Consider the following 19269-nt stretch of genomic DNA (forward strand, 5'->3'; position numbering starts at 1 on the left):
TGTTTTGGATCAACAAAACATAGATACTTTTGTTCCTTTTAAAAACCAACTATGAAAAAGATATTTGTATTCTTTGTATTCGCTACCCTTGGTGTTTCGGCCTTTGCGCAGAGCCCTATCGGAGCCGATGGTAAGCAGTTTAATTTTGGTTTGGGTCTTTACGGTTCCGGAATTCCGGTTTATGCCGGATTAGACTTTGGGGTACATCCAGATATTACGGTGGGTCCACAGATAGGTCTCGATCTTAACTTAGACTACTTAAGCATTTCCGGTAGAGGAGATTACCATTTTAATACGATTCTCGATATTCCGCGTGACTGGGACTTTTATGCCGGACTTAATATCGGATTTGCTATCGGTTTTGAGGATGATCACGATCACGGCATCCATAATAAGAATCACGACCACGTGAGCGGTCTAGATTTGGGCTTCCAAATCGGAGGGAGATATTATTGGAATAGTAGCTGGGGCATCAATCTTGAATTGGGAGGAGGTAATAATCTCAATGGTGGTCGTTTTGGCCTTTCTAAAAGATTTTAATTAGCTGATTTACTGAGAATATAGCTCGCGCATTAAGCACTAATTGCGGTGTCTTACTGGTTTGATCATTAGGTGGTTGGAGCTAAAAAATCAATATTAAATGATAATAGAACCTAAAACGCGTGGGTTTATCTGCATTACCTCACACCCAACAGGCTGCGAGCAAAATGTTTTAAATCAAATTGATTATATAAAATCGAAAGGAAAAATCGCAGGTGCTAAAAACGTGCTTGTTATTGGAGCATCAACTGGTTTTGGTTTGGCTTCGAGAATTACAAGTGCTTTTGGCTCAGAGGCTTCTACCATAGGTGTTTTTTTTGAAAAACCACCTTCGGAAGGAAAAACAGCTTCACCGGGGTGGTACAATACCGCTGCTTTTGAAACAGTAGCTCAAAATGCAGGCCTATATGCCAAAAGTATAAACGGCGATGCCTATTCAAAAGAAGTAAAAGCTCAAACTATAAAACTAATCAAGGAAGATCTTGGTGAAATTGATTTGATGATTTATAGCCTGGCGTCACCTGTAAGAACGCATCCTGAAAGTGGAATTCGATATAAATCGACCCTAAAACCAATTGGAGATACTTTCACCAATAAAACAGTAGATTTTCATACTGGAGAAGTAAAAGAGATAAGCATAGAACCGGGTACAGAAGAAGATATTGAGAATACGATTGCAGTAATGGGAGGCGAAGATTGGGAGATGTGGATAAGTGAATTGAAAAAAGAAAATTTGCTTTCTTCTAATTTCAAGACCGTGGCCTACTCGTATATTGGGCCAAAAATTACCGAACCGGTTTATAGAAAAGGAACGATTGGAAAGGCAAAAGACCATTTAGAGAAAACCGCTTTTACCATTACAAATTTGCTAAAAGATATTGGCGGAAAAGCGTACGTTTCGGTTAATAAGGCATTGGTAACCCAGTCTAGCTCTGCTATTCCCGTAATTCCATTATATATTTCCTTGTTGTATAAGGTTATGAAAGAAAAAGGTGTGCATGAAGGCTGTATTGAGCAGATTCAGCGGCTGTATTCCGAAAGATTATTTCTCAATCAGGTGCCACAAGATTCAGAAGGTAGAATACGCATAGACGATTTGGAAATGCGCTCTGATATTCAAGCCGAAGTTTCGAAATTGTGGGAGCAGGCTTCCACAGAAACGCTTCCATCTATTGGCGATTTAGAAGGATATAAAAATGATTTCTTTCATCTCTTTGGTTTTAGTTACGATCAAGTTGATTACGACAAGGAGTCTAACGAAATAGTCAGTATTCCTGGATTACAATAAACAGATGGATACCTAAAACATCCGTTAATGCCTACTTAAATAGGTAGCTCTGAGAGAACATATTTCATTTCTATTAAATTACGCTTGCCGCTTAACAAGTATTGGCAATGTGCTGCGCAACTGTTCAGTTTTCATCCGTTTGTTTGTAAAAATCTTGAATCTATGAAACATGCTTTAGTGCTTTTTCTTTCATTTTTTCTTTCTGTTAATCTTGCTCTTGCGCAAGATGAGCCGGAAGGGTTGCTTGACCAATATGAAGGCGATTGGTTTAACCTGAGTCCCGAGCAAAATAATGTCTTTGGTGTTTCGGTAAACGAGGCTTATAAGCATTTTGCAGATCCAGAAATTCAGCCAGTTATTGTCGCAGTTATTGATGATGGAGTAGATGTATCTCATCCTGATTTGAAAGGCAAACTTTGGATAAATGCCAATGAAATACCGGAAAATGGAATTGATGATGATGCAAATGGATACATTGACGATATATATGGATGGAATTATCTGGGAAATCCGGACGGTGAAAATATTGAGCATGAAAATATTGAGATTGTTCGTCTTTACCGACCTTTGAAAGAACGCTTTGAAAATGTGGATGCCGAGGCAGTTCCCAAAGCTGATAAAAAAGCGTACAAAGAATATCTCTTTTACAAAGCCGCTTACGATGAAAAAATAAGTGAACTGAATTCCGAGTATTCGCAATATGCTCAGCTTGCCGCACTTTATCAGGGCGCTTCGGCATATATGAAAGAGCAGCTGAAATCTGAAGAGTTAACAATCAACGACCTGATCAAATATCAACCTGAAAATGAAGACGATGGTCAGGTTCGCGATTTTCTTTTGATGGCCGAGCAGGAAGGGCTTAGGCAGTATCTTACCGAAAATGATTCTTACTTTGAGTCTTCAATTCAGTATCATTACAATATTGATTTTAATCCCAGAACTATTGTAAATGAAGCCGAGGCTGAACGAAATAATACCGCTTACGGCAACCCAATGGTTTGGGCGGGTAATCCCGATCACGGTACCCATGTGGCCGGAATTATTGGAGCCGTACGACACAATGACAACGGCATAAACGGTATCGCGAAAAACGCCCGAATTATGTCGCTTCGTGTGGTGCCCGATGGCGATGAACGCGATAAGGATGTGGCTCTAGCCATCAGATACGCAGTTAACAATGGCGCCAAAGTGATTAATATGAGCTTTGGAAAAGATTATTCACCCGAAAAAGAATTGATATACAGCGCAATAGAATACGCTTCCGCGAATGATGTTTTGCTGATTCATGCAGCTGGAAATGACTCTGAAAACAATGATAAGTTGGCTAACTATCCCGATGGTACAATGGGAAAGCGAAAGTCTTTTGAAAATTGGATTACAGTAGGAGCTAGCGGGCCTTTGCGTGATATGACCTTTATTGCAGAGTTTTCGAATTACGGCAAAAAATCAGTTGATATTCTTGCACCCGGAGTTGATATATTGAGCCTTGTATCAGGTGGCGGAGTTGATAGCTACTCGGGTACGAGCATGGCTGCACCGGTTGTGAGTGGAATAGCGACAGTATTGCGAGGAGCTTATCCCAACCTTTCGGCCAATGAAATTAAAGAAATCATTCTTCAGTCAGCTGATATTGATAAGAAACTCCACGTTATGTTTCTAGGTGATGACCTCAAAATAAAAAAGTTGATTCGAAACCCAGGCGTGCCATCTCTTTTTATGTCGCTCGTAATTGCAAAGGTTAAATCGGGCTCCTGATTTAGGCATCTTTCCATTCATTTTCTCGTCATATAAGCAGCGTTTTGGTAGTTAAATGAATCACTTTGTGATTTCTATTTAACTTTTCGTAAATTTATTACCCTGTTTAGTAGATATGAAGATCATTTATCTTAAACCGTTGCTGCTTTCATTCTGCGCTGCATGGGCTTTTTTAGGCTCATTCTCAATTCATGCGCAGACCGGATCGGGTTCATTTCCCAACTATGGAGATGAAGGTTTAAGACGCGTTGACATAAACGAGATCATCGATAAAACCTACCTGCGCGATTCTACCTTTACCTATATTTCCACAGCTGAGTCTACAGAAGAAGAATGGTTGCTAAAGGAGAAAGCGGTTTATTCATACGACAATCAGGGTAGGGAAGTACTACGCCAAATATTTGCAAAGGAGAACGATGCGTGGAAAGGATACAAACAGAAAAAAAGCACCTATATATCAGATTTTCTTGCTGCAGAAGAAGAGCTTATCCGAGCTGAAAATAAGGCTGTTTACGAGCCGTCAATTAAACGCGATTTTAGTTATAATTATGTGGGTCTAATAAGTGAAATTACCACATTTGAAAACGTAAATACGCAATGGGTGGCCGATTCCAAAACCAGTTATACGTACAATTCGGATTATTTGATTTCTGAAGAGTCGAGTTTTGAGTGGATGGAATCTGAAATGAAATGGGAAAGAATTTCGCGTTATTTGTATACCTACAATGGCTTAGATGACCTTAAAAAAGAGGTGTTTCAAATTTGGGTCGATAGTCTGAATACCTGGAAAAATGAAACCAGTAAAGTTTACGAATACAATGAATCCGATGATCTTATTTCTACTACCCGCAGTACATGGAATAATTTGGAGAATGGATGGATTAATACATCTGTAGTTTCTATTCAATACAATGACGAGGGTCAGTTTTTAGGCAGTGCACAGAAACTTCTTAATCAAAATTCTGAATTTATACCCTCCCAATCTGAAACTGCAAATTACGATTCAGAAGGTAATATTGGCGAAATCGTAAAAAGTGCCTGGGATGAAAGTTCAGGTGTCTGGGATAATTATCAAAAGCAGGTGCATTATTGGAGTGAGTACAATCGTGGCAATTTATCGCAAGGAAGAAACGAAATAGAATGCTTTTTTGCAAATCCTTACACCATCGGGCTTCCCTTGTATTGCAGCTCGCTTAAGTCCGATGTTATTTACACAGTTTCAGTATACGATCTGAATGGAAGGTTTTTTTATTCTGATCATTTTCTGGGCAGTTCTTCTTTTAGGATTAAACGCTTTATAGAATCAGGTTATTACATTTTTCACATTTCCGGAGGCCTCGATTCCCATTCTGAAAAGGTTTTTATAAAAAATTGAGTTTTTAAACCCACTTCTCATTCTGAATTTATCTAACTTCATGGCAAAAGTAATCCCATGAAAGAGATAGAAAACCCAATTGCGGAAGCGCCAAATATTCAAAATCAGATTGTAGATCAGTTTATTGCGGTTAGAAAACGCACAGAAGATATTTGCCAGCCGCTTCAAAAAGAAGATTACGTCGTTCAGCCCATTGATGATGTATCCCCGCCAAAATGGCATCTAGCGCATACCACCTGGTTTTTTGAAACATTTTTTCTATCAGAGATATTGCCCGAATATCAGAAGTTTGATCCTGATTTTAACTACTTGTTTAATAGCTACTACGAATCTGTCGGCAAACGTGTTTTGCGCACTGACCGCGGAAACATTACACGACCCGGAGTAGATAAGATTTATGCTTACCGCAAATATGTGGATGAGCATATCGTAAAAGCCCTTCGGGAGGAAACGGCTAGCCAGCAACTTCTGGAAATTATTCAACTTGGTTTGCAGCACGAAATGCAACACCAGGAGCTCTTGCTTACAGATATCAAATATATTCTGGGGCACAATCCCATATTTCCGGTTTACGATGCCAACTGCGAAATAGATCGGATTCCCGTCAATTCAAATACTGATTTTATTGCTGTCGATCAGGGAATTTATGAGATCGGATTCCATGGAAGTGGTTTCTCATTTGATAATGAGTGGAACAGACACAAGGTTTATCTCCACGATTTTGAAATTTCTTCTCAGCCGGTTACTTTTGGCGAATATATTGATTTTGTGGAAGATGGCGGGTATAAAAACTTTAAATTCTGGCATAGTGACGGTTGGGCTTGGGTTAATCAAAACAAAATTGCGGCACCCATGTTTATGTATGAGCAAAACGGAACATGGTTTAGATATACTCTGAGCGGTTATAAGCCTATAAATCCAAACGACACACTTATGCACATTAGTTTTTACGAAGCTTCGGCTTATGCCGCATGGAAAGATTGCAGGCTACCTACTGAATATGAGTGGGAAGCGGCATCTGATCTGTTTGCATGGGGAAACTGCTGGGAATGGACCAATAGCGCCTATTTGCCTTACCCCGGTTTTAAAACAGCTGCGGGAGCGATAGGTGAGTATAACGGCAAGTTTATGATAAATCAGATGGTGCTGCGTGGTGGGTCGAAAGCCTCTTTTACGGGGCATAGCCGTAACTCTTACCGCAATTTTTTTCATCCACATTTACAATGGCAATATGCAGGCTTAAGGCTTGCCAAGTAGGATATGAGTTTTAAAGAAGATGTAGGCACCGGTCTGAGTGAGAACCCAAAGTATTTGTCTTCGCGTTATTTTTACGATGCCGAAGGTGACAAGATTTTTCAGGCTATTATGAAAATGCCCGAATACTACCTGACAAATGCAGAGTTTGAAATTTTCTCAACCCAAGCGGAGCAAATTCTCTCTGAACTTGACGTAAATGGTCGTAAATTTGATTTAGTAGAGTTCGGCGCCGGAGATGGTTTTAAAACCAGAATTCTTATTGAACGCCTTATCGAAGCCGGGGCAAATTTTCGGTATATTCCAATCGATATTTCTGAAAATGTGCTAAATACCCTGAAATCTGATTTTCAAAAGCGCTTTCCTGATCTCGAAATATTAGCAGAAAATGCTGAATACTTTGAAGCCTTGGAAAGCATAAATAGAAAATCTGAAAATCCCAAAGTAATTCTGTTTTTGGGATCGAGTATTGGTAATTTTTTGGAAGATAGAACAGTTCGGTTTTTGAACGCGCTGTATGCCGTTTTGAATGTTGGTGATTTTACCCTTATTGGATTTGATCTGAAGAAAAATCCCAAAACCATTCTTGAAGCATACAACGATAAGCAGGGGATAACTAAAGCGTTTAACCTCAATTTATTGAAACGGATAAATAGGGAATTAGAAGCAGATTTTGATTTGGAAGCTTTTGACCACTACCCGTACTATGATCCCGAAACAGGGTTTGCCAAAAGCTATATTGTGAGCTTAAAAAAGCAAACGGTAAATATTAAGGGATTGAAGAAGCAATTTGTCTTCGATGCAGGAGAAGCAATACACACAGAAATAAGCCGTAAATACGGGATTAACCAAATAGAAACACTATTTGAAAATGCCAACTTTAATGTTTCTAAACATTTTTTCGATTGTAAGCATTATTACGTTGATACTTTAGCTAAGAAAATATGAAAGCCATCTGGAAAGGGCACGTCCTTGCCGAAAGCGACAAGACAATTAACATTGAAGGGAACGAATACTTCCCGCAGGAAGCTGTGAAATCTGAATATTTACACAAAAATGATTTTCATACCATATGTCCCTGGAAAGGAGTTGCAGCTTATTACGATATAAAAGTAAATGGCGACACAAACGAAAATGCGGCATGGTATTATCCTGATGCGAAGCCGGCCGCAAAAGAAATAACCAATTACGTGGCTTTTTGGCGCGGGGTAGAAGTAAAGGAGAATTAAACGGGTTTTAAACCGAGCTTTTTACCAAGGTTAAGCATAAATGTAAATGCTTCGTCGTAGCTATTGTGAATTTCTCCATCGAGAATAGCTTCTTTAATGGCATTTTTTATGGTGCCTACAGCGCGAGAGGGTTCTATACCAAAGGTCTCCATAATCAACTCGCCGCTTATGGGTGGCTGCCAGTTTCTTACGCGGTCGTTCTGTTCAACTTCTACAAGCTTTTTCTTTACTTTTTCGTAATTGGCCAGATACCGTTTTACTTTAGCTTCATTCTTTGATGTAATATCGCTCTTGCATAGCGTCATCAAGTCGTCAATATCGTCGCCAGCATCAAAAAGCAATCGTCGTATAGCCGAATCGGTGGCCTCTTCCTTGGTTAGTGCAATAGGTCGCAGGTGCAACGCAACCAGCTTTTGCACATATTTCATCTTAGCATCGAGTGGTAGCTTCAGCCGCTTAAATATACTCGGCACCATGCGTGCTCCGCGGTCTTCGTGTCCGTGAAAAGTCCAGCCGATTTCCGGTACAAATCGTTTGGTGGCCGGTTTGGCAATATCGTGCAGTATGGCAGCCCATCGCAACCAGAGGTTATCGCTGGTACGCGCCACATTGTCAAGAACCTCGAGCGTATGGTAAAAATTATCTTTATGCATATGCCCATCGCGCTCTTCTGTGCCGTAAAGGTCAACCATTTCTGGAAAAAACATCTGTAGTAATCCGGTGTCAAACAAGAGCTTAAAGCCAATAGACGGTTTTGGAGAGAGAATGATTTTATTGAGCTCTATGCTTATTCGCTCTTCACTTATTATGCTGATTCTATCGCTCATTTTTTCAATGGCCTGAATCGAAAGTTTGTCAATTTTAAAGTTTAGCTGCGAAGCAAATCTAATAGCGCGCAGCATGCGCAGCGGATCGTCACTATAGGTTATTTCAGGATCGGTTGGAGTTCGTATTATTTTTTTCTCAAGATCTTCTAGTCCATAAAAAGGATCAATAAAATTACCAAAATCATTTTTCGACAGCGCAAGAGCCATTGCATTTATGGTGAAATCGCGTCGCAATTGATCATCTCTTAAAGAGCCTTTTGTCACACTTGGCTTTCGCGAATCAGGGCTATAACTTTCCTTACGTGCTCCCACAAACTCCAGTTCCCACTCTTCAAAGTGAAGCATGGCTGTGCCAAAAGTTTTAAAAATAGCCACGTTTGTATTTCCAATTTCTTGAGCTACTGCGTTGGCCAGAGCTATGCCATCACCCACGGCAACTATATCAAGGTCTTTGCCTTCTCTTCCTAAAAGTGTATCTCTTACAAATCCTCCTATTACGTAGGCCTCGCAATTTTCTTTCTCTACAACTTTTTTAAGCATCTTAAAAACAGTCGATTCCAGAACTTCATCAAAGGGCATTTTGGTTGTTGCAGACTTATTCACGGATAATTTTAACGTTGCTAGCCAGGTCGAGATAAATAATCGGAATTTTCTTCATTGAGTAGCTTTTAATTCCGGGCGGCAAAGTTAGCACATATTCTATTTCATCCAAAATTGCCGTATCTCCTTCTTCTATCGTTCTGGCCAGACTTCCATCAGCCTTTAGCAAAGCCGTAGCCGCTACAGGTCCATTTGCAGCCTGCACAAGTTTTCGCTCTTCCATACTTGTCACCATTCTCACAGCAATTGTACCATCAGCGGCCAGTGCATTCTTGGCGATATCTCTACCTCCGGGTAGTACCAGAATAATAGGAGAATCGGCTGTATCAAAAATATCCCACGCAAGTGGTGGCACATCGTGCACGTACTTGTTTACACGTGCATCGCTATCCATTAAAATGGTAAAACCCTTATCTGCTTTTCGTTTTTTTAGCTTCCGCAAATGATCTACCGACGCGCTATTACGCGCATCGCAAATCAGCGAAATACTGTCTTCCAAATAGGTCAGGATTATAGCACCATCCTTAATTTTCAGTGGTGCTTCTTTAATTGTAATTTCTATCAAGGCTCAAAAAATTGGTTGAGATCTATGGTATATGCGCATTTAAAATGTCCTTCCGGACACGCTTTTTTGCCGTGAAGGCCACAAGGGCGACATTCAAGCTTTTCGCGGGTTTCAATTATTTTGCTGTTGTCGCTAAGCGGCCCAAAACCAAATTCGGGAATTGTGCTGCAATAAATCGCAGTAATAGGCGCATTTACAGCCGATGCAATATGCATTGGGGCAGAATCGTTTGTGTAATTCATTCGGGCACCTTCCATAAGCGCTGCCGATTGCAATAGAGTTAGCTCGCCGGCAAGGATAACCACATTGTCATGCACGCTCTTATTTTTGATAGAAGCGCAAAGATCTATATCTGATGGAGCTCCAAGCAAAAATATTTTCCTCTCGGGGTTTAATTTGTCTATAAGTTTTACCCATTTTTCTTCTGGGTATTGCTTGGTAAACCAAACAGATGCCGGCGCTAGGCAAAAATAAGGACTGGATTGATACTGGCCTACTTTCTCATAATCTGCCGTGGAAGGATATAAGACCGGTCGCTGAAAACTTGGATCTGTAAGATGCTCTATCAGGCTTAAATTGCGATCTACCTCATGCATTTTTTGATCTATAACATGCGGAAACTTGTGGGTAAATGCGAAAGAGAACGGATTTTTGGAAAAGCCAATTTTAATTTTGGCTTTGGAAGAAGTGGTGAGAAAACCGGATGAGGCAAAACGCTGCAAATTAATTAACACGTCGTACTTGTTTTTCCTAATTTCTGCCGTAATTTTTGCTAGGGTATTGTATTTTGATTTTCTCTTGTCCCAAATCAAAACCCGGTTTAATTTAGGATGACCTTTAAGCAAACCTTCATTTCCTTTGCGGAGCAAAAAATCAATATTGCTTTCCGGGTAAAAACGTTTCAGCTTCTCGATAAGTGGTGTAGCCAGTATCACATCACCAATAAAAGCTGTTTGAATAATCAAAATGTTTTTCATTCTTTTATACGGCTACCTGATGCTCTCTAAGTGCCTCGTTAAGAGAGGTCTTAAGGTCTGTGCTTTTTTTTCTTTTGCCAATAATAAGTGCGCAGGGTACCTGATACTTTCCTGCAGAAAATTCTTTTTCGTAAGAACCGGGTATGACTACACTTCGCTCTGGAACTTCACCCTTATAGGTTTTTGGTTCACTACCGGTTACATCTATAATGTGTGTGCTTTTTGTGATCACTACGTTGGCGCCAAGCACTGCTTCTTTGCCTATTTTTACACCCTCTACCACTATGCATCGTGAGCCTATAAATGCACCATCTTCAACTATCACCGGCGAGGCTTGCAAAGGTTCTAAAACACCACCTATACCTACACCGCCACTTAAATGCACGTTTTTTCCAATCTGTGCACAGCTGCCCACAGTTGCCCACGTGTCTATCATGGTATTTTTATCTACGTAAGCGCCAATATTTACATAACTCGGCATCATAATTACGCCCGGAGCGAGATAGGAACCATATCGCGCTATGGCGTGAGGCACTACACGTACTTCTTTTTCAGCGTAGCCTGTTTTAAGTTTCATCTTATCGTGAAATTCAAAAGGGCCAACTTCTATCGTCGTCATTTTCCGAATGGGAAAATAAAGCACTACGGCTTTTTTTACCCATTCATTTACTGCCCACTTTCCATCTTTAAAAGATGCGCAGCGTAAATTCCCCCTGTCCAGGCCATCTATAACTTCCTCAATGGCCTCTAAAGACTCCTTATCTTTAAGAAGATCCCGATTTTCCCAGGCCGCTTCTATTCTTTCGGGTGTTGTCATAAATGCTACATTAGTTTAGCAAAGATAGCAATCTAAAAAGGGCTGGCGAATATAGTTGATTATTCTTGGCTTATTTAAAATTTAATTCCTGTTCAGGTAGTGGTTTGTTCCTTTCTGTAAATATTTGAAACTACATTCCGATTTAGCTTTTTATGGAGTGAAAATCAGCAAGACTGTCTTCATTTGCTAAAATTTTGATACAAAATGAATGCATTATGCGTATTCTGTCTTAATTTATTACCAACGTAAAAAACTTTCCTTTCCTTTACAATCTAAATAATGACAGAATTATTTCTGTCTTCGATACATGGTATGAAAGATCTAAATTTTGACAGCTTAAAAAAACTTACAATTTTTTTAATTTTTGCTACTCTTTTGGTGTATATCATGATTGTGGGTCAAGGCATTATAGTGCCTTTAACTATTGCCTTTTTTATTGCTTTTTTTCTGGTGCCCTTGTCAAATTTACTTGAGCGCATTCATTTTCCACGGGTGCTGGCAGCTATTGTAAGCGTGCTCGTAGCCATTATTGTTCTAGCCGGGCTGCTCACGCTGTTAGGTTCACAGGTTCAGCGGTTTGCGAGTGATGCTGATCAAATGGTTCAAAAATTTTCAGAGCTAAAAGACAAACTGCCCGATGTTGTAATGAGCAATATAGATGACTTATCGGTAGAAAAAGGAATTAAATTTGTTCAGTCCCACATGGGCGAAATATTTACAAGCTTAACTGGCTTTCTCGGAAGTTTTAGTGTTGTGATTATAGTGCCAATTTACATTGTGCTTATTTTGGTTTATCGAGATCATTTAAAGGAATTTTTATTTCGGGTTTTTGACAGAAAGAAGGCAAAGAGCTCACACGATGAAGGCCAAGGCATCAGAAAACTTGTGCCGCGAATAAGAAGGGTAGTGCAAAAATATCTTACAGGTGTTTTTTACGTTATGTGCATCCTCTTTGTGCTTTACAGTATCGCGCTTTTTTCATTAGGAATAAAGCACGCAATGCTATTTGCTGCCATTGCCGCTTCGCTCAATATTATTCCTTTCGTAGGCCCGTTTATTGGTTCGGCTCTTCCTATTTTGTTTGCATTCATTACTAAAGATTCACTTTTCTATCCCGTTGCTGTACTCGGTTGTTTTGTAGTTATTCAGGCTGTAGAAGGAAATTTCCTCACCCCTAAAATTGTGGGTAATAATGTGAGCCTTAATCCTTTCATTACGCTTGTAGCGCTTATTGTCGGAGGTTCTATTTGGGGTGTCGTAGGAATGATTTTGTTTATACCACTGGTGGCCATCCTCAAAGAGATTTTTGGAGCAATAGATGGCTTAGAGCCTTATGGCTATTTATTGGGCGATCCGGGTACAGAAGACTCCGAACCAAAATTTTTGACCAAGATTGTCAATAAAATTAAATCTAAAGTCTCCGAATAGTTTTTAGATTATTGTACCACAAGGGTTGATCTACGTATAATTTTACCGGCTTGAAAGGATACTACATATGTTGCAGCAGCTAACTTGCTAATGTCAACTTGAGTTTGGCCTTCTGCAATATTCCTTTCCATGACTACTCTGCCATATGTATCCTGTACAATGAGGTAGCCGCCCTTTTCGGGAATAATAACGTTTAGCCAATCACTGGCAGGATTTGGGTAAACGTCAAGTTTGAGCTGTTTATTTTCAGCTATTCCAGACACCAAATCGCAAGCCGTGGCGAGCCCGCTAAAAAATTCATATACATCTACTAGAGCAGGTTGAATGCATTGGCCGTGTGTTGCACCGGCAAGCGAGTTTAACGCCTGCACGTCTGCAGCACCATTGGCATTCATTGCAGAATCTGCAGTAATGCTGTTTTGATAATTCACTTGCTCATCACCGGTACAATAAAACATGCGTAAGGGTACCTGCGGCGTCCAGTTGTGTGTATCGTTGTCTTCTAGATCTAGCCAAAGGGGATGATTGGGATTGCTCTGAAAATTACTGTAAACAGAATCTACCAAAAGATTTGAAAGTTGGTTGGGCAAAGTATCATTTACCACGTTCATAGAATAGGTATTTTGAACCCCGTCAAAAAAAGGTGTCACTATAGTATCATAAGGGCTTTGTATGATGTCGCTCAAGTCGGTGTATAAATTTCCATAAGCCAGCTGATAGCTAATTAAAAGATAAACGATGTATCCCGGATTGGAGTAGGGTGCATCGCTAAGAATAACTTCAGCCTGCGAGCCAGACAGGTCATATGGGCCGCTGCACGGCGCGCCTGCCACTATTCCTAATTCTTCATTCAAATCATTCTCTTCGGCGTATTTTAGTGTAGCCATTGCAGCTTGTCCGCCTTGCGAATAGCCGGTTATAAAAAGCTCACCATTGTCTTGCTGGGGTTTTGTTTCCAAAAATTCACGAGCCGCTCGAATTAAGTCTATCGTTGCAGTAGCTTCCGATTCTGCGTGTACATACGGATGAATACCTGGATTTTGGCCCAGACCCAAGTAATCAGGAGCAACCGCAATAAAGCCTGTGCTGGCAAATACTTTGGTTAAGAACCCTTCCAGATTGTTGTAGCTCGGTACATCGAGTTGTTTTAAAACCGTTCCGTGACAATAGGCAATCATCGGGAAGCTATTGCATGATGCAGCGCTAACAGGTATAGCCACAGCCCCTGAAGCAATCGTTGGCTCTCCGGCTGTGTTGGTGGTATTGTAAGTAATTCTGTAAAAATCTACATCGTATTGAGCAGGAATTCCAGGAACGAAACCGAGTGAAAATGAATTTGTGAAATTCAAAAACTCGCTATTTACCAAATACTGCGATTTCACAGTGGCAGACAGAAATAAAAGCAATAGAAGCAATGGGAGTGGTAGATTTTTAAGTTTCATATTGGTTGTAATTCAAAGATTTATTGAAAGAATTTCGAGCATAAGGTAATAATTCTTTGGGATGATTACTTTTGACCATGGCAAAAATAATTGGTATTGATTACGGAACTCGGCGCTGTGGAATAGCCGAAACCGATGATTTACAGATTATTGCAAGCGCTTTAACCACAGTTCCAACCAATGAAATATTTAAGTTTTTGGACGATTATTGTGCGAAAAACAGCGTAGAAGCAGCCGTAATTGGTTTGCCGGTGCGTATGAGCGGCGAATTAAATGAGGTAGAAGAAGATATTTTGAAGTTCATCAAGAAATTTTCAAACAAGCATCCCAAAATTCGCATAGAGCGAATAAACGAGGCTTTTACTTCAAAGCTCGCTATGCAGACGATGATACAATCTGGAGCAAATAAAAAGAAAAGAAGAGAGAAAGGAAATTTAGATAAAATCAGTGCAACCCTTATATTGCAGCAATATTTAGAAAATCAGCGAAATATATTAAGAAATGAGCGAAGATAAAGACAACGACAAAAAGAAAGATGGCGGTATAAACCGCGAAATTGAAAAACTACACCTCGAAGAGCGAAAAGTATTTTTGTGGGGACAAGTTGACGATGACTCGGCGAGATATGTAATAGACCGCATGTTGTATTTGGATCACAAAGAACCGGGAAAGGAAATTACTTTCGTGATAAACAGCCCAGGTGGATATGTAACTTCCGGATTTGCGATTTACGATACCATGAAATCGCTAAAAAGTCCGGTTTCGACTGTGTGTCTCGGATTGGCAGCATCAATGGGAAGCATTCTGCTTTCTGCCGGAACCAAAGGAAAACGCAAGATTTATCCAATGGCAAAAGTAATGATTCATCAGCCGAGCGGTGGTGCACGCGGACAATCGTCAGATATTGAAATTCAAGCCATTGAAATCTTGAAAACTAAAGAACTTGGCGCGAAAATTTTGGCTGAGAACTGTGGTCAGAGCGTTGAGAAAGTCATGAAAGATTTTAACCGCGATTACTGGATGGACGCTGAAGAAAGTGTGGCTTACGGAATTGTGGATACGGTGGCTTAAGATTGGCTATAAGCTTCGGGCTGCAAGTCTTTAGAATAAGCGGAACGCATGGCTGCAAGTGAATTTAGGTGCTGGATTTTTTTCTGCGGCTAAATAGATTTCATTTGCAGTTTGTGGTTTGTTGTCCGTCTGTTACTATGTACATGCTGATCTCTTAAAGCCTGACTTTGGCTTACTATAGGGGAGTAGCGGCTAATGTTCAGTTAAAAATGCGTTTAAATACATCTTTTTAAACGGTGTTCAAGATTTTCAACTCTGCCCTACTTGTGCCATCTTTTTAGGTATGGGCTGGACGAATACTTAAGTTATCGTAGCGTGTTTATTTATAGGGTTATCCATTTAAGTCGCGAAACGTAAAATTTCCCCTGCACAATATGCCTATTATCGAAGTAATTCCGTAAAGCACTGTTTGCCATCGCGATAGTGAGAAATTGATTTTGAGTCACCGAACTCATTTAGAGATTTCTTTTCCACTTTACTCATGCTTAATTAATCGAATTGGTATTCGTGAGCTCAAGCACAGCTTTTCGGTTGTACAGAAGTAATAATTTGTTTTTTTAGCGGTTTCTGTGAGATCGTTCGCTCTCGCTCTCTTAGTTCTTGAAACAACCGAATGACGAAGGAATGAGCTCATGGCTACCATAATATTTTTTAATAATTCAGCCATAAAGTGGAGCAACTAAGGCGACAGCCGATCTCATGAGTACCTATAAAAACAAATGCAAACGAATAAAATTCAAGGCTGCAAATAAAACAGCAACCTAAACTTCTCCACTCCTAAGTGCGGCCGGGTGATCTCCTTGTGCCTCGGAGCTTTCCGGTCTTACTAAGGATTGGCTTCGATCAGAACGCAGTTTTTTTTGAGGCCGCCTCGCCTGCTCTTAGCCTATCGGTTTCACATAGCCAGGTCATCTCCGCTGCGAAGCAAGTAAATGCTCTACGCAACGCATTTCGATATCTAAATGGATAACCCTATTTATTTATTTTCTTCATATCAAGCGTATTTTTTCCGACTGTATATGCATAAGCTGAAGAAGGTAAAAATTGAAAATGAACTTCTGCATGTTCCACTTCCCCCTCTTTGCTTATTGAAGTAACAATGGGTGTTTTAATATTATTCTCTTGACAAAATTTGATCAAACTTTTTAATTCTTTTGGCTTTTCATAATATCGATCAGACCATTTGATTTCGAGAGCCCAAATAGGCTTCAGTGTATTATCACTCAGCCCCACCATATCCACCTCACCATTACTCCATCTAGCATAATACGGCGTAAACCAATCTCTATGCATCCATTGAGCAAATATGGCAGTTTCAACCATATTTCCTATCATTTCATCAGTTGATGTTATAGGTGTAAATAAGGCGCTCCTTAATGATGGATTAGTCAGGTAAATTTTGAAAAAGTTATCTCGTTTGAATCTTTTTCCGCTTTGATCAATTCGTCTTACTTGCTTTATTAAAAATGCTGCTTCTAAGTATTCAATATACTTTTTTAATGTGTTTTTAGGTACTTGTGATTGTTTACTCAAGGTCTCAAGCGAAAATTCACCGCCACTGTTGTATGCAATGGTTGTAAACAAAGAATATAATTCTCTTGTGTCGCTTATGCCATAGAGACTAGGTAAATCTCTTAGAATAACTTTGTCTACAATATCTTGCCTAATATATCGCCCCGGGTTTGCTTGAATTTTTTCAGAAAGTATAACTTCCGGATAGCCTCCAAAGTTGATGTAATCTAAAAAATGCCTATTAAGCTCATCTAAATGAGTTGTAGAATAAAATTCTGTCTGTTTATCATGCCAATTTAGCTTTATAGGCTTAATTAACGTGTCTAAACCTTTTAAAGATATGAATTCATTGAAAGTAAGGGGAGGAAGTAAAAAATCTGTAAAGCGGCCAGCCCCACTTTCGTTGCTTGCAAACTTTAAGGCAGCTGCAGCAGAACCAGATACGATAAACTTATCTTTTCTATAACTATCTACTAATGATTTTAAGTGTACTTCCCAATCTCTACAGTATTGAATTTCATCAAATATTATGTGCCAATCAGATTTGTCAGTCAGACCAGTGGCTTGTTTTGAATCAATAAAAAGTTGCTCAAGAGATATGTTGTTATAAATTGGGTTCTCTATGGTTATAAATATTATTTTTTTTGGATTTGTCCCGCATTCGATTAATTCTTGAACCATATGATAGAGCATAACCGTTTTTCCAACCCTTCTCGGGCCCATCAATACCACGGCTCTCCTAATTTCTCTTTCTTTGACTAATGGTTTAAATAGTTCAAAGTACAATCTTCGTGGCATCTCATTGTAGTCAGTCTCAATTTCGCCTTCTATCCACCATGGATTTTCAAATCGAATTCGATCCAATATCTGATCTTTAGATATTTCTCTTATCATTTCATTCGTGTTTGATGCCAAATATACGAAATAGAGTCATTTAAATGATCTTATAATCATATAATATTTGTTTTAAAGAAAAAAGAAGCAAACGGGATTCTTATTTCCCATTCTTTAAGGGGTCTGTATTTCCTTATTTGATAATAATTTTTTCTGTTACAACGCTATTATCAAATTCAACTTTCAAAAAATATTGGCCACCTGAAATTCCTGAAATATCTAACTGTCTTTCAAATAATTCGAATTGTTTTATTCGTTTTCCATTTAAATCAAGTAATGTAATCCGTAGTACCTTAGCATCTCTATTAATAGAAATGTGCAGCAGATCACTCGCAGGGTTTGGGAAAATATTAATCTGGTTTAGCTGATTAGACAAGTGTGGCGTTGAAAGCACTCCGTTTTCATCAACTTTAAAGGCTACAGCTTGTATGTCTCCTTGTATAATGGATGTACCTGTACATATAAATCCATTGTCATTGGTTTTTTTTATATGATGTCCTTCGGCGGCAGTTCCAGAATCGTAGGTGATAAAACGATCCCAAACTATATCAAAAGCATTATCTATCTGAATAATTCTATAATTTGATTCAATATCAAAACTCAACATTGTAACTACGTCAAAATCATCTTTATAATATGAATAAGCCCATTCTCTAATCGTGTTGTCATAATTAAATTCGTAATCATTCAGAAACACCCCATTTGCATCAAGCTCAATAATCAATGGTCTTGCAATCCAATTAGGTGCATACCACCCACAAACTAAAATATTCCCATTGTTTTTGATGAATACAACTCGACCTTGTCCGCCAAAGTAGTCATAAGTATTATTCCATAATAAGTTTCCCGTATTGTCCAAGGCAACTGCATATATACCTTCGGGTGTACTTATCGTTGATGTAACTTTCCCAGAAATTATATAGTTGCCATCAGGTGTTTCTGCCACCGAGTATGCTTGATGCCTAATCGATGGATGTAGTCCATCAGGGTGAGTATATACCCATTCAACGTTACCAAAAGCATCTGTTTTAATAGCATACAAAGCCTGTGAATTTGCAGACGTAGCAGTATGGTTTGCTCCTACCGAAAGTAAACCGCCTTCTGACGTTTCAACTACTTTTACTAAACCCTGAGCAAAACTCCCACCGTAGTTATGCTGCCATAGTATATCTCCATCGGTATTTATTTTTGCTAAATAGGCATCCTTATAGTCATTTTGAAACCCATAATCTGATACACCGGCAATTACAAGATTACCATCCATGGTTTTAATGATGCTATAGAAACTAAGATCTTGGTAAGCTGAATTCGGGTCACTATAATTAATAGACCACAATTCATTTCCATTTACGTCCATTCTCCTTATTACTGCGTCTCCAACATAGTTTGCAAGCGTATCCTGATATACCTGATTCCCACAACTAATGTAATCACCATTGCTTAGTTGTGTGATTCCTTCTCCGTAATCACCCTTGCCTATATCTCCATATGTTTTTTTGAAAGAAATTTGTGAGTACGCGCCTTGACTAATAAGCGTTAAACAAACAATAGCTAAGATTCTCATGTCATCTTTTTTTATGGTGGGTAACGACTAAGCTAAGAAACGTGCGGCTTAATATCCGATATTCTCTTACCTGAGAGTTGTTTTAAGTTGAAGGTAATAATCTTCATTTTAAAAGGATCCCGCATGTATTC

17 protein-coding genes are annotated in these 19269 nt (G+C 39.3%); 10 read left to right on the plus strand and 7 right to left on the minus strand.

Annotated elements, in window-relative coordinates; translation table 11 throughout:
* Positions 1-51: 51 nt before the first annotated feature.
* The 7 genes from G3O08_RS06295 to G3O08_RS06325 all read left to right on the plus strand — a co-directional run bounded on the left by G3O08_RS06295 (position 52) and on the right by G3O08_RS06325 (position 7441).
* A complete protein-coding gene (locus G3O08_RS06295) occupies positions 52-540 on the plus strand; it encodes a hypothetical protein (protein WP_163283981.1) in 489 nt (162 codons plus the stop codon).
* 100 nt (positions 541-640) lie between these two features.
* Positions 641-1828: an enoyl-ACP reductase FabV gene (gene fabV, locus G3O08_RS06300; RefSeq protein WP_163283983.1), complete on the plus strand. Its 1188-nt coding sequence runs from the start codon at positions 641-643 to the stop codon at positions 1826-1828.
* A gap of 162 nt (positions 1829-1990) precedes the next feature.
* Complete coding sequence (locus G3O08_RS06305; RefSeq protein WP_163283985.1) at positions 1991-3583, plus strand: S8 family serine peptidase; 1593 nt, start codon at positions 1991-1993, stop codon at positions 3581-3583.
* 115 nt (positions 3584-3698) lie between these two features.
* Entirely contained in the window at positions 3699-4958 is a 1260-nt protein-coding gene (locus tag G3O08_RS06310; protein WP_163283987.1) for a hypothetical protein, read from the plus strand.
* A 57-nt stretch (positions 4959-5015) separates the two neighbouring features.
* Complete coding sequence (gene egtB, locus G3O08_RS06315; RefSeq protein WP_163283989.1) at positions 5016-6215, plus strand: ergothioneine biosynthesis protein EgtB; 1200 nt, start codon at positions 5016-5018, stop codon at positions 6213-6215.
* A 3-nt stretch (positions 6216-6218) separates the two neighbouring features.
* Positions 6219-7160 carry an L-histidine N(alpha)-methyltransferase gene (egtD, locus tag G3O08_RS06320; RefSeq protein ID WP_163283991.1) on the plus strand — a complete coding sequence of 314 codons (942 nt, stop codon included), beginning with the start codon at positions 6219-6221 and terminating at the stop codon, positions 7158-7160.
* Complete coding sequence (locus G3O08_RS06325) at positions 7157-7441, plus strand: DUF427 domain-containing protein (RefSeq protein WP_163283993.1); 285 nt, start codon at positions 7157-7159, stop codon at positions 7439-7441. Before egtD ends, G3O08_RS06325 begins: the two co-directional genes overlap by 4 nt.
* Here G3O08_RS06325 and G3O08_RS06330 read toward each other — a convergent pair.
* The 4 genes from G3O08_RS06330 to G3O08_RS06345 are packed head-to-tail and all read right to left on the minus strand — an operon-like array spanning position 7438 to position 11227.
* Positions 7438-8847 carry a CCA tRNA nucleotidyltransferase gene (locus G3O08_RS06330; RefSeq protein WP_163284165.1) on the minus strand — a complete coding sequence of 470 codons (1410 nt, stop codon included), beginning with the start codon at positions 8845-8847 and terminating at the stop codon, positions 7438-7440. The genes G3O08_RS06325 and G3O08_RS06330 overlap by 4 nt on opposite strands.
* 16 nt (positions 8848-8863) lie before the next feature.
* Positions 8864-9433, minus strand: a complete 570-nt coding sequence (locus tag G3O08_RS06335) for an L-threonylcarbamoyladenylate synthase (RefSeq protein WP_163283995.1) — start codon at positions 9431-9433, stop codon at positions 8864-8866.
* A complete protein-coding gene (locus G3O08_RS06340; RefSeq protein WP_163283997.1) occupies positions 9430-10410 on the minus strand; it encodes a glycosyltransferase family 9 protein in 981 nt (326 codons plus the stop codon). Before G3O08_RS06340 ends, G3O08_RS06335 begins: the two co-directional genes overlap by 4 nt.
* A 4-nt stretch (positions 10411-10414) precedes the next feature.
* Positions 10415-11227, minus strand: a complete 813-nt coding sequence (locus G3O08_RS06345; RefSeq protein ID WP_163283999.1) for a 2,3,4,5-tetrahydropyridine-2,6-dicarboxylate N-succinyltransferase — start codon at positions 11225-11227, stop codon at positions 10415-10417.
* 279 nt (positions 11228-11506) lie between these two features.
* Between G3O08_RS06345 and G3O08_RS06350 the strand changes: the two genes are divergently transcribed.
* Complete coding sequence (locus G3O08_RS06350; protein ID WP_163284001.1) at positions 11507-12655, plus strand: AI-2E family transporter; 1149 nt, start codon at positions 11507-11509, stop codon at positions 12653-12655.
* Positions 12656-12663: 8 nt separating this feature from the next.
* Here the strand turns inward: G3O08_RS06350 and G3O08_RS06355 are convergent, their stop codons facing one another.
* On the minus strand, positions 12664-14097 hold the full coding sequence (locus tag G3O08_RS06355) for a T9SS type A sorting domain-containing protein (RefSeq protein WP_163284003.1): 1434 nt from the start codon (positions 14095-14097) through the stop codon (positions 12664-12666).
* 77 nt (positions 14098-14174) lie between these two features.
* Here G3O08_RS06355 and ruvX point away from each other — a divergent pair, with 77 nt between their 5' ends.
* Together ruvX and G3O08_RS06365 are read left to right on the plus strand one after the other, a co-directional pair.
* Positions 14175-14612, plus strand: coding sequence for a Holliday junction resolvase RuvX (ruvX, locus tag G3O08_RS06360; RefSeq protein ID WP_163284005.1), 438 nt, complete (start codon positions 14175-14177; stop codon positions 14610-14612).
* Entirely contained in the window at positions 14599-15168 is a 570-nt protein-coding gene (locus G3O08_RS06365; protein ID WP_163284007.1) for a ClpP family protease, read from the plus strand. Before ruvX ends, G3O08_RS06365 begins: the two co-directional genes overlap by 14 nt.
* 972 nt (positions 15169-16140) lie before the next feature.
* On the opposite strand, the gene G3O08_RS06370 is transcribed toward G3O08_RS06365, so the two are convergent.
* Both G3O08_RS06370 and G3O08_RS06375 read right to left on the minus strand, forming a co-directional pair.
* The gene (locus G3O08_RS06370) at positions 16141-17574 is read right to left on the minus strand and encodes an ATP-binding protein (protein WP_163284009.1); all 1434 of its coding nucleotides are present in this window, start codon (positions 17572-17574) and stop codon (positions 16141-16143) included.
* 133 nt (positions 17575-17707) lie between these two features.
* Positions 17708-19138 carry a T9SS type A sorting domain-containing protein gene (locus G3O08_RS06375; RefSeq protein WP_163284011.1) on the minus strand — a complete coding sequence of 477 codons (1431 nt, stop codon included), beginning with the start codon at positions 19136-19138 and terminating at the stop codon, positions 17708-17710.
* Positions 19139-19269: the final 131 nt, after the last annotated feature.

Source organism: Cryomorpha ignava (assembly GCF_010686655.1).
Lineage (GTDB): Bacteria > Bacteroidota > Bacteroidia > Flavobacteriales_D > Cryomorphaceae > Cryomorpha > Cryomorpha ignava.